8 protein-coding genes are annotated in these 12,161 nt (G+C 33.1%); 1 reads left to right on the forward strand and 7 read right to left on the reverse strand.

Going from position 1 to position 12,161, the window contains the following annotated elements; all coding sequences use genetic code 11:
• Window positions 1-112: 112 nt before the first annotated feature.
• From D1818_RS02190 to D1818_RS02210, 5 genes are all read right to left on the reverse strand, one after another.
• On the reverse strand, window positions 113-2,377 hold the full coding sequence (locus D1818_RS02190; protein WP_118455962.1) for an acyl-CoA dehydrogenase: 2,265 nt from the start codon (window positions 2,375-2,377) through the stop codon (window positions 113-115).
• Window positions 2,378-2,646: 269 nt separating this feature from the next.
• Entirely contained in the window at window positions 2,647-4,926 is a 2,280-nt protein-coding gene (locus D1818_RS02195) for a lytic polysaccharide monooxygenase (RefSeq protein ID WP_118455964.1), read from the reverse strand.
• Window positions 4,927-5,191: 265 nt separating this feature from the next.
• Window positions 5,192-5,884 (reverse strand): SCO family protein, encoded by a 693-nt coding sequence (locus D1818_RS02200; RefSeq protein ID WP_118455966.1) that lies wholly within the window; start codon window positions 5,882-5,884, stop codon window positions 5,192-5,194.
• Window positions 5,877-6,392, reverse strand: a complete 516-nt coding sequence (locus D1818_RS02205) for a toxin-antitoxin system YwqK family antitoxin (RefSeq protein WP_240338277.1) — start codon at window positions 6,390-6,392, stop codon at window positions 5,877-5,879. Before D1818_RS02205 ends, D1818_RS02200 begins: the two co-directional genes overlap by 8 nt.
• 153 nt (window positions 6,393-6,545) lie before the next feature.
• Complete coding sequence (locus D1818_RS02210) at window positions 6,546-8,117, reverse strand: lytic polysaccharide monooxygenase (protein WP_118455970.1); 1,572 nt, start codon at window positions 8,115-8,117, stop codon at window positions 6,546-6,548.
• 617 nt (window positions 8,118-8,734) lie between these two features.
• On the opposite strand from D1818_RS02210, the gene D1818_RS02215 reads away from it, so the two are divergent.
• Entirely contained in the window at window positions 8,735-9,400 is a 666-nt protein-coding gene (locus D1818_RS02215) for a hypothetical protein (protein WP_118455972.1), read from the forward strand.
• 53 nt (window positions 9,401-9,453) lie between these two features.
• On the opposite strand, the gene D1818_RS02220 is transcribed toward D1818_RS02215, so the two are convergent.
• Window positions 9,454-10,185 (reverse strand): hypothetical protein, encoded by a 732-nt coding sequence (locus D1818_RS02220; RefSeq protein ID WP_118455975.1) that lies wholly within the window; start codon window positions 10,183-10,185, stop codon window positions 9,454-9,456.
• A gap of 60 nt (window positions 10,186-10,245) precedes the next feature.
• Window positions 10,246-10,926: a hypothetical protein gene (locus D1818_RS02225; protein ID WP_120752574.1), complete on the reverse strand. Its 681-nt coding sequence runs from the start codon at window positions 10,924-10,926 to the stop codon at window positions 10,246-10,248.
• Window positions 10,927-12,161 lie beyond the last annotated feature (1,235 nt).

The raw sequence follows: 12,161 nt of genomic DNA on the forward strand, positions 1-12,161 counted from the left end.
TTACTATTCTTATGCTTTAAGATTGAGCTTGTCGAAGTTCTATATATTACTGATTATTCAGTAGATTTCGATAAGCTCAATGTTATATTTTAGTTATTCAAAAAAGCACCTCTTATTTTGCAATAGGCGCTTCTAGGCAGTGTTGAGGTATTCCGAAACCATCTATTAAAACTCCTATATGTGGTCGTAATTCTGTAGAGAGTCGTTCTACACGTTGCCGCAATGCTTTCGATTTCGTTCCACTAATATAACCTTGTTCTAAATACCAAGAAGCATCTTTACGCAATTCGTGCAGTGCGTACAAAACGCCTAATTTCTGAAATAACAATCTGTTTTTTTTATCTTCAATGGTATCTACATAATCAACAAAAGTAGTATATGCCAATTCTACACTATATGCTTTGCCTAAGGCCAGTAAATGTGTTTGCACCTTTAAAAAAGCTTGATATGAAGGAATTCCTTTTTTTACATAATCTCGAATGCGCATAGCAATTGTATACGTAAGTCTTCTTGTACGATAATTAAAAGCGTGTTTATGGAATTTTGCACTATATAAATGATCCTTGTCTACATTATTAGTGTACGCAGGGTTAATAGTACTTAATGTATCTCCAATTCTTGCACCTAATAGTTTAAGGACAGCTGTAAAACCTGCACTATTAAATTCGGACTTAAAATCCGATAAGACTCCCTTGGCAGCTAATTGTAACAGTACATGGTTATCGCCTTCAAAAGTTGTGAATATATCAACATCACCCTTTAGATCAGCGATTTGATTTTCCATCAAATATCCTTTTCCTCCACAGGCTTCTCTACATTCTTGTATCGTGTCATTAGCAAACCATGTAATGATCGATTTAAGTCCGGCCGCTTGTGTTTCTATTTTTCTCTTATCTGATACCGTTGTATCACTGTACGCTTTCATCATATGCGTGAGTGTAATATCATATACATAACAGCTAGCTATTGCTGGAGTTAAACGTAATTGATGGCTTGGATAATCCATTAACAAATCTTCCTGCACCTTTATGCTATCATTAAATTGTCTTCTTTTTAGGGCGTGTTTTACTGCAATAGCTAAGGCTTTTTTGGCGCCCCCAAGACCTGCACGAGCAACACAAATTCTACCTCCAACCAGTGTGCCTAACATGGTGAAGAAACGTTTGCTTGGGTTTTCTATATCAGAATGATAGGTTCCATCTGGTTTAATATCTCCATATTTATTTAACAAATTCTCCCTTGGAACTCGTACTTGATGAAACCAAATTTTGCCATTATCTACACCATTGAGACCCAGTTTGTATCCATTATCTTCTATAATAACACCTGGCATCAGTTGGTGTTCCGCATCACGAATAGGAATTAAAATAGCGTGAACACCGTGGTTTTTTCCTTCTACAATTAATTGAGCAAAAACAGAAGCCATTGATGAATGTAAGGCGTTCCCTATATATTCTTTATTATCATTTTTCCCAGGCGTGTGAATAATAATACTGTCTGTTTCCTTGTCATAGGTAGCTGTAGTTTTAACACCTCTAACATTGGATCCATGTCCGGTTTCAGTCATAGCAAAACAACCCAAAAGTTTCGCTTTTCCCGTTTCAGATAAGTAGGCATCATGATGTTTTTTAGTACCTAGTTTTTGAATACTTCCTCCAAAAAGTCCAAATTGCACCCCGAATTTCACAGCCATACTGCCATCTACATACATCATATTTTCAAAAATAGCTGCATATCCAGGCATATTCTCAGTTCCTCCATAAGGTTTGGGATACGCCATCGCTCCATATCCTTCTTTAGCCAGAAATTCTACTTGTTTCAATACATGTGCTCTAAACGTTTCCTTATCTCTTTTTAGATCCCATTTAAAAATAGGATCTTTTAATATATCTCTAAAGGCATCAACAACAGCAACATGCTCTCCTTTTAATAGATTATCTATGGCAATAGGATCGTAATAATTAGACGTGATTTCTTGTATAGTCTCTACCTCGAATAAGTGCTTATAATGGTTTGGTTGAATACCAAGATTAATTTCTATACCCTTTAAATGCGTATTAAACGGACATTCATCAAAATGGTGACATATCATTTTTTGACTAAACATAGAAAGCGGATACGTATCACTTTCTACTAACTTTAGTTGCGAATTAGAAATTACTTTTTTCCAATTCTTAAGTTCCTGATAGGGAGGAGGAGCCTTTTTGTCTAACCATTTTATGAGGTAATTATAATCCTCTTTTTTAAGTGTATCATCTTGTTCGATTGCTTTTTTCACTACAGAAATTTCAGAATATGACAATAAATCATCAGACCAAATCACGTAAAAAAAAGGTATGTATTGTAAAATACCAGAAGAATAAATTTTTGTTACCATACTATAAATTTACGATAAATAGTTCTTTAAAAGTTTTATTATGAAATTGAAGATTAACGAATTCTTGTAAAACAATGAAACCCTCAGGAGTTAATGAAAAAAGAGTAAATGATTCGTGAACTCTTATAACAAGGCTAGGAGTGTAGGGTAAAGCGAATAATCTTGTTTTTAGTTACTTTTAACAGAAGTACACCAAAATAAAAAAACAACCTTCTAAAATCTAGAAGGTTGTTTGTTGTAATGATTTACTTTGTTCTAAGAATATGCGCTTAGTTTATGAATAATTTCAAACTGCGTTTGTTTCCAGAACGATCTATAATTCTCACCAAATACAATCCAGATTTAATTCCAGAAATATCAATTGTCATATTGGTCGTACTCGTTGGTACTCTTAACGATTTTAGTTGCTTCCCACTAAGATCAGAAATCGTAATAAAACTATTCTTTAGATCTGTTGTGTTTTGTATAGAAACACTCGTAGTTGCAGGGTTCGGGAATATCTCAAAAGATGTGCTTTGGATATCATTTACTCTATTTACTGCAGTTTCACAAATAGGTGCTGTTGTCGAATTACTAAAATAAATGGAATAATCCTTTGCAACCAGTACAAAGTTTCTTTCATCAATCGTTACATAATAATCTCCATCCAAGCCAGGAATTCCAGTACCATTTAAAGAAATTTGTGGGTTTGTCTCATTAAAATTCTGCGTAGCATCAGAAAAATCAACATACCAAGGAGCTACGTTTAAATTAAATGAAAATTGATATAAACCATTATTAGCTAAATTCCAATTTAGTGTAAATAGAGTGACACTGTCCATATTTGGTCCGCCAGTTCCTAATACATAGATATTATCATAAGAGGTATTTATATTAACTAAAGAAGTTTCTGTAGGCGCACCAAAAGTACAGTCGCCTGTAGGCGGATCAATAATAATATCATCTGTAACGGTAATCATAACCGAAGCAGTATCAGTCCCACCATTTCCATCACTAACAGTAACAGTTGCGGTATAATCGCCTGTAGTATATGTATGTGTCGAAATAGCTCCCGTTCCAGAAGTTCCATCACCATAATCAATGCTATAGGTAAGTGTATCGTTATCTGCGTCTGTAGATCCCGAAGCATCTAATACTACATCCAGAGGAGTAACTCCAGTAGTTGGAGTAGCAGTGAGTGCAGCCACAGGAGCTGTATTTACTGGATTTGTATCACCAGCACACAACGGTGCTATATCTGAATTACTACAATAAATTGTAAAATCTCCAGTCGTAGAAACTAGTGCCAGATTATCTCCGTCTAACGTCACATAATAGCTTCCATCTAATCCAACAAAGCTAGAACCTGCAATGGTAATTTGTGATGCAGCTGCATCAAAGTTTTGTGTAGATACTGCAATTAAATCATTATACCAGTTTGGAATACCATTGTTAGTACTAAACGAAAATTGGTACAAACCATTATTTCCTAAATCCCAGTTGATAGAACAATCGGCGATATTATCTAAATTAGGACCACGATCACCAATTACATAAATATTAGAATATGAATTGTTTACAGAAGGTAATGGAGTTGCTCTAGGCGTATCAAAAGGACAAATTATTTCTTCACACGCTGTGTCTACTATTAAGTCAATAGTTTGTACCACACCGCTACTAAAAACACCATCGCTAACCGTTAGAGTAACAATCGCACTATCTTGATTGGCATAGCTATGTGAAACAGTAACGCCCTCTGCAGTAGTACCATCTCCAAAATCCCAAGAATAGGTCAAGGTATCTCCATTTGGATCAAAAGAATCACTGGCATCGAATTCCACATCTGGACCTCCACATCGACCATTATCACTTGCGAACAATGCTACAGGAGGTTTTGGTTCTGTTGTTTGACCAAAATCTACATCACTAGTAGAGTAAAAAGCCTCTTCGCTAAGAGATCGTTGCCAAATACTATAAATAACGTGTTTACCAGTTCTTGCCGGTAGTACAACATCTATATTATCAATCGCAGATGCTTCTCGTGGTCCTGTACGAACTAGGAGTTCTAAACTATCCCACGTAAGTGGTTGATCAGGAGTCCAATCTGCTTTAGTTATATATACATCAAAATATAATGTTTGATGTGGAGCTGTATTGGTCCAGGTTACAGTAAATGGTCCAGGAGTAACTGGTGTAGTTATCCAATCATCCCGTACTTGATCAAGTCCACCATATTTATCAGGTCTTCCGGCACTTGCTAGCTGACCATCTGGGATAATTTCTCGATGCATACCATTGGCATCCATACGTGCAACTTCATTCCAGTCATATAATGCTTGAGTACCATACAAGGCAACGGCATCAATACAGGCAGGTGAATCTGGGCTCTCAGGATTTTCTTGAAAACAGCCCCAAACTCTGCTTGGAGGACTTGTTACAGAACCATGCGGAAAAATGGCTTGAAGACTTGGAAAAATAAAAGCAACACCTATTAATAGTGGAGCAGCTGATTTTTTTAGGTAAGAAAGAATCTGACCTAAGATTGAGGTTTTAGAGTTTGAATTTTTCATGTTGTTATTGAATTGTTAGTAATGAATTATTGTTCAAAAAAAACGGGGTGGTTCAATAACAGTTGTAAATTTAATGCTTACTATTTTTGTTATCAGCGAATTAACATTTCTTTAAGTTCATATTTAACATATATAAAGCTAATCTTATGTTTAAATATCAAAACCTTCACTAATTATCATAAAATATTTGATTATTAATATTTAGCCGAAAAAATTATTATCCTATGTTACCGATAAGGTTTTATTTTGGAAATAAAATGGGCACTTATTCTTTTTTTAAGATTTCAATATGCCTATTAATACGGTTAATTTCATCCGGCTGTGTACCTTTGTAAACACCTCGAATATGTCCTTTTTTATCAACAAGCATTAAATTTTCAGTATGTACAAAACGGTTCTTGTCATTAGTTTGTTTATATAAGTCATCAGCAAAATAAGCTTCTCTCGCTAAATCGTATATTTTCTCTTTTTCACCTGTTACTAAATACCATTTTTTTGGATCAATATTATGGATTTCGCCATACTCTTTGAGAACCTCTATGGTGTCAACACTAGGCATAACAGTATGAGAAAGTAATTTAATCGTATCATCATCTGCATATATTTCTTGTAACTCATGCATATTATTAGTTAATTTCAGACAAACATTTGGGCAACTCGTAAAAAAGAAATTTGCCACATAAATGCTACCTTTTAATGTATTATTCGTTATTTCATTTCCCAATTGGTTTTTAAAATTGAACCCCGGAATTTTATGAAATCCTTCTAACTCATCCGTATTCGATTCCCAGGAAGGTGCAAAATCAGGAGTATTAAAATAGGGTAATTTGTCAATTTTTTGTGTATTAATTTTTATGGAAGTCTCAACTCCTTGATCTGTTGCTGACTGTTGTCTGCACGAAATCAAACAAATACAAACAAAAAATCCAAATACTACATAAAGTTTATTATTAATCATAATTAAAAGGGTTACAATTTTTAGAACCAATAAACCCAAACCGTTCACCATTTATCACAACGTAATTGATATTAATTTTTCCTGCAACATCCCAAGATTTTTGTGGGCCATCTTCCTTACCATTGCGATAGTTAAATTCTTTGAATAATTGTCCGTTACTATACCATTCTCGTTGTGTTCCTATTTTATTTCCCATAGTATCAAAATGGTATTCTAGTTTCATTTGTTCTTTGTTCCACCAAGCTCGGTGGATTCCAGACTTTTTGCCTTTGGTATAATTGCTTGATTCTGCTATATCACCTTTAAAAAAAAACTTTTGTTCCTTACCATGCTTTTTTCCTTCCATATACATTGCACTATATGTAGTAACCGTATCAATTTTAGAAAAAACTATTCCTGAATATGGTTTTTCTTTGTAAAGCATTACGCCATTCCTAAAACTTAAATCATTGTCAGTAATATCTAACTTATTGACCTTGGACTGACAAGAACATAGCCAAAAAATCAAAAGAATATATTTTAACTTAGAGAATGAAAACACTGGGTATATATAGATTTTTAAAAAGCTAAAAACATTTTGAATTCATAAAACCCGAATGGAAAATAGTGTATTATTTTCCATTCGGATGTACGTTATAGTTTTATAACTAATTCATTAAAATTATCTTTTTAGAATCATGCGTTTCGTTGCACTTGCATTTTTAGTTTTGATCACATAGATGTATATGCCCGTATTCATATTTGATAAGTCTACAACCACTTTGTGTTTTCCTGCGCGTTGTAGGTTATTATCAATAGTCTTCACTAGCTGACCTTTTAGGTCAAATATTTTTAGACTTACAGGTGATTCCTGAGCTAATGAATACTCGATGGTCGTTGTTTTAGTAAATGGATTCGGGTAATTTTGTATACCTAGTGTAGTATCAGATTCAAAATCGTCAGTAGATAATACTTGCCCACAATTAGGTTCTACTTCAGATTTACTAAAATATATAGTAAAGTCGCCAGTCTTAGATACCATAACTAAATTACCATCATTATCGATTGTTACAAAATACGAACCATCCAATCTTTCTATTTGAGCACCGGAAAAGGTAACTTCTGGATTAGTTTCATTAAAATTATGTGTTATAATATCTAAAAAGGAAGTATACGTACCTATTGTTTGATAATCAAAATTATATAAGCCTGAATTATTTAAATCCCAGTTAATAAAGAATTTAAACATATCACTTAAATCAGGTCCGTTATCACCTTTTACATAGGCAAATTGATACGTTTCGTTTACAGAAGGTAAAGCACTTTCTCTTGGTGCATCAAAAGGACAAAACAAGTCATTACAATCAGGAGTTCTAACTAAATTAATGGTTTCTGTGGTACCAGTACTAAATTCTCCATCACTAACGGTAAGTGTAACCATAGCAGTATCTAAATTTTCATAGCTATGAGAAACTTCAGCGCCTTCAGCAGTTGTTCCATCTCCAAAATCCCAAGTATACGTTAGTTCATCTCCATTAGGATCATAAGAACTTGCAGCACTAAAATCAACATTTGGTCCTCCACAATATCCATTATCACTAGAGAATATAGCTTCTGGTGCTAGATTTACTTCTGAGGATCCAAAATCAACATCACTTGTAGAATAAAAAGCCTCTGCGGTAAGAGATCGTTGCCAAACACTATAAATAACGTGTTTACCTGTTCTTTGTGGTAATATGACATCTATATTATCTGTTGCAGCAGAAGGCCTAGGAGCGGTTTCTACAAGAAGTTCTAGGCTATCCCAAGTTAATGGTTGATCAGGAGTCCAACTCGCTTTGGTTATATATACTCTATAATACAAGGTTTCATGTGGTGCGGTATTGGTCCAGGTTACAGTTATTGGTCCAGGAGTAACCGACGTAGCTACCCAATCATTTCTTACCTGGTCTAATCCACCATACTTGTCTGGTCGTCCAGCACTGGCAAGGTTACCGTCAGAAATAATGGCTTGATGCATGCCACCTGCATCCATTCGTGCTACTTCATTCCAATCATAGAAAGCTTGCGTTCCCCAACCGATGATTGCATCTTCACAAGCAGGAGAATCTGGACTTTCCGGACCTTCTTGAAAACAATTCCAAACCCGACTAGGAGGGTAGGTTACAGTTCCGTGTGATAAAATATATTGAATAGGTGTTGCTACTAGGAATAAGCAAATAAAAATTTGGGCTTTGAGGAATTTATTTTTCATGTTAGTTAGTTAGTTGGTGAGTAAGTGAATAACTAGAATTCCACACGCTAGTTATTTTGTGTTTATTACCATCTAACTTAAAATTTAGAATTTTATTATTTATTATACTAAATATTTAATTTTAACATCGCATCACAGAAATTTCAAATGTTGAAATACGACCGTTTTACTCATATAAAGATATTTGTACTATAATGTACTTGCGTGGCGCCTGTCCGCCGCAACGTAGTGAAGGAGGATCACTTTACTTTGGTACAACATAATTTTGAAGATTGATAATCCTTAAAATTGTGGGCTAGGAGGTGCGTTGACTTTTATTACTTCTACATATTCTTTAAAAGTTTTCTAACGAAATCGAAGATTCACGAACTCCTCTAAAAAATAAAAATCCTGTGAGCTAAAAGCTTCTTTAAAAAAGGTAATGGAACACTTATTGCCCGAAACGACGGTAGGAGAGTAGGGGAATGTGTGTGGAATGGAAAAGAAATAGACGCTTTAATGACATATCGACATCCTTTTCTTGCATTATTTGAATTTCTGTCATTGATTTTACAAAAAGTTAAATGAATCATCAATTGGTCTGACATTTGACGTCAAGGAATCAAAGAAATAGCTGTATGTCTATTATTATCGTTTTAGGAACTGCTCATTCAGAAGGTGGAGCTTGTACATCTGAAGAATTATATAAAATTATCGAAGAAATTTCTCCTGAAGTAGTTTTTTGTGAGGCTTCACCTGAAAAATTACCTCAATATTTAAAGAGGACTGATGTTAACAATCCAGAAATGAACGTCTTAAGAAGGTTAATCAAAGAAAAACCTATTGAAATAGTTCCTATTGATGTGAATAAAGATCCTTTTGACAGTCGTCTTGAAGGTATGTTTGATTTGATTGGAAGAAAAATGAAGGTATATTCAAATGCGTCTAATATGATATTAAATGAAACGTTTTCTAATGGTTTATTTTTTTTAAACAGCACTGAGAGTGATAAAATATTTAGAGATAAAAATTCCCTGGAAAGATACTTCATAGATAAGGTGAACAATCAAGAGTTATCAGAATTCTATTCTGAATGGTTGAAATGGAATGACCTACGAGAAAATCAATGGATTCATCTTATTGATAACTACTTTAAAATAAATAAACCTAAAAAAGCAGTGTTTCTTGTTGGTGCTAATCACAGATATCGTTTAATTGATAAGATTCAAAAAATTCGCGATAGGAATGAGTTAAATTTTGATTGGCATTTTTTTCCATTCGAATGGAAACCGAGAAGACAATAGTAAAGTAGGGGAATGCGTGTGGAATGGTATATTCACTTAAAATCTTAGTAATTTCAATCATTTTTAGTTTGTTCCTTAATCAATTTATCCTTTGCTGCTTTCCATTTAAGCGAGATTTCAGCAAATTTATTAGGGAAACTTAAACTTTCACTTAGAAATTTAAATTGGTGGTTAAGGTCAACAACATATTTTCTGTTCTTTATATGAACACCATTATTATTTAGTAGATCAAACAGGCCAGAGTCGAGTTTTAATACTAAATTTTGGTAGTTAATTACATATAGATAATACAGTTTTTTATACATAAAATCTTTATCTCCGCCATACTTTTCTATTAATTTGTAAGTTAAACTAATTTCGGTAGTAAAATAAATAATCCTATTTACCTTATCTAAATATAAATCATCTAAAGGAGTTGCAAATTCAAGAATGTTATTTGTCAAAAAGATGAAATCATCTGTTTTAAACTCGCTTTGTTGAATCATCTTAATCTGATCAAGAATTGTTCTTTCCTCTTCTTGGTTTTTGAAAATTTCATTAGCTTTAATCTGAGCCTTAAAAGCTAAAAAAACTAGAATAGCGGCTAGTCCATTTATAAAAGGTGCTGTAATTCCACCAATAGTGTCTCCAATTCCTCCCGTATTCGAAAAATCATAGAAGTCAAACATTAAGGGAAAGTAGGATGCTAAAGGTGGGATTATAAGAATAATAAGAAGTATTAATAGGAAAAACTGACTAGTTGTGTAATTTTCGATCTTAAATATATTTTTTAGTTTTTTTGCCATCTATTAAGTTGATTTATTCCCTTTAGTATAAAGTTAAGAAATTAATAATACATGTATTTATCAGTTTTCATATATATGATTCCATTCCATATCAAATCTAATTTCGAAGTTCTCAATATTTGGTTTTTCTTCTCTACGAAGACTTTTAATATATTCGAGGAAGTGGGCTTTGATATGTTGTAACATAGCCCAAGGATTAAGAACAATCCCCATTTCATTACCACTTATTTCTCCTGAAGTCATAAGGATACTTGGATTATTAGTTATAGAAAAACCTTTTTTTGGGAAACTACTATGAAATACCCCACAGCGACCAAGTTTGTAAAAACCTTTAGTTACTAACTTGTAGTTTTCTTCGGCAAATTCTTTCTGCATAACATATGCATTACTTTCTGGGCTATACCTCGGAGGAATAGGAGATTCAGGATCAAATTCTGCCATCAATTGTTCTGCATGATCAAATAGACCCGGAATAATAGCTTTTAATCCATAATTAAAAAATACACGGGACTGTCCATCACTATTTTTTCCTTTTAGATATTGAGCAATCATTTCAAAATAATTTAACACGTGCATTAGTATACTATTAGAATAAGAGTACTGATCGATTTGCTTAGCAAGCATTTCCGCTGGATAAAATAGAGAATAAAGAATCTGGTCTTCGAAGACATCAATCTTATCCATGATTGAAGGGTTTTTCAGCTTTTCATCTTGATAGTTTAGACTAATGTTAAATGCCATCATTGCTTTTTAGAATTTTATGTCTTACAAAATACTAATTAGTTTGGAATGTTTTTTTTCATAAAGGTTAAATTAAATTTCTATTAAAACATTATGTAAAATAGAACCTAGAAGCTTTAAAATGGCCTCTGAAAACTTTGGCATAAACAATAGGTGAATGAGCGTATATATTTTAGAGGGTTAGCAATACATATTCTTAAGAATAACTAGGCTAAAGGCTAGTTCAAAGCAATCTTAATCAGTTCCAATGTTTTCTAAAATATAGTGATTGAGCCGTACATTGTTTCCAAAGTTTTGGGAAGCCTTGATGCTTCGGCAAGCTCAGCACAGGTTTTTTTGTTCTTTTGTCATTTACCTTGAGTTTATCGAAGGGTCAAGAAAAAAAGATAATGCAAACTCTTAGAAAAGTTTAATCTGTATTCTGTGGTTAGCATATGCATAGAAATTATCTCGCAGAGTAATTTTATGCTTATGCGGGAACTTTCACGAGAATCGCATAAAAACTTTTTTTACGCATAATTAATCAAATACGCGATTTATAAACAACCTAGTTGGCTATGTGGCTGAATATTGTGTGTAGAATAAAATGCCAGAAGCATTTTGTTATACAAAACAATCGAGCGCATAGGCAGCGGCAATTTTACATAACGGCAAATTATAGCTACAAATGTGAGCAGGATGTTTAAATAATAGCTTTTTTGGAATTATGATGACCCCAGTAGCTAAAATGGCTATGAAATGGAATTACTGTGGGATATTTTACATAATACTAAATTATAGATACAGATAAACTTAGCGTGTCGTAAATTGGCTTTTACATAATTGCTGACGATATAAAACACCTGACGGTGTTATGATATCTGCAACTATGTAAAATGCAAGCATCCGCCAATTTGCTACAATATACATTTGTACTATAATTTATATTATGTAAAATAGAATATTTTAAACCATACCCTAATTATTTATTGTTTATAGATAAATTCATTAATCAAGAGACCAATATTACTAATTCTAATAAATCTAATATTTCGTACAATGGTTCAAGTTTTTTCAATTATGCGATTCTCAGTGATTAGGAATTTCTACATATTTATAGCTATATGATTATTAATTTCCGCATTTCTATATAAATGAAATAAAAACTAACAAAACACAAATGATCTACTAATCTCGTGTTCCTGATTAATGAATGATGATTTACTAAAACTGTGTTACTATAACTAAAAATAGCC

The organism is Aquimarina sp. BL5 (assembly GCF_003443675.1).
Lineage (GTDB): Bacteria > Bacteroidota > Bacteroidia > Flavobacteriales > Flavobacteriaceae > Aquimarina.

What these genes read in the sequence shown, in the direction of transcription:
- D1818_RS02215 (WP_118455972.1), top strand. Translation starts at nt 8,735, where the DNA reads ATGTCTATTATTATCGTTTTAGGAACTGCTCATTCAGAAGGTGGAGCT.
- D1818_RS02195 (WP_118455964.1), bottom strand. Translation starts at nt 4,926, where the DNA reads ATGAAAAATTCAAACTCTAAAACCTCAATCTTAGGTCAGATTCTTTCT.
- D1818_RS02225 (WP_120752574.1), bottom strand. Translation starts at nt 10,926, where the DNA reads ATGGCATTTAACATTAGTCTAAACTATCAAGATGAAAAGCTGAAAAAC.
- D1818_RS02210 (WP_118455970.1), bottom strand. Translation starts at nt 8,117, where the DNA reads ATGAAAAATAAATTCCTCAAAGCCCAAATTTTTATTTGCTTATTCCTA.
- D1818_RS02220 (WP_118455975.1), bottom strand. Translation starts at nt 10,185, where the DNA reads ATGGCAAAAAAACTAAAAAATATATTTAAGATCGAAAATTACACAACT.
- D1818_RS02200 (WP_118455966.1), bottom strand. Translation starts at nt 5,884, where the DNA reads ATGATTAATAATAAACTTTATGTAGTATTTGGATTTTTTGTTTGTATT.
- D1818_RS02190 (WP_118455962.1), bottom strand. Translation starts at nt 2,377, where the DNA reads ATGGTAACAAAAATTTATTCTTCTGGTATTTTACAATACATACCTTTT.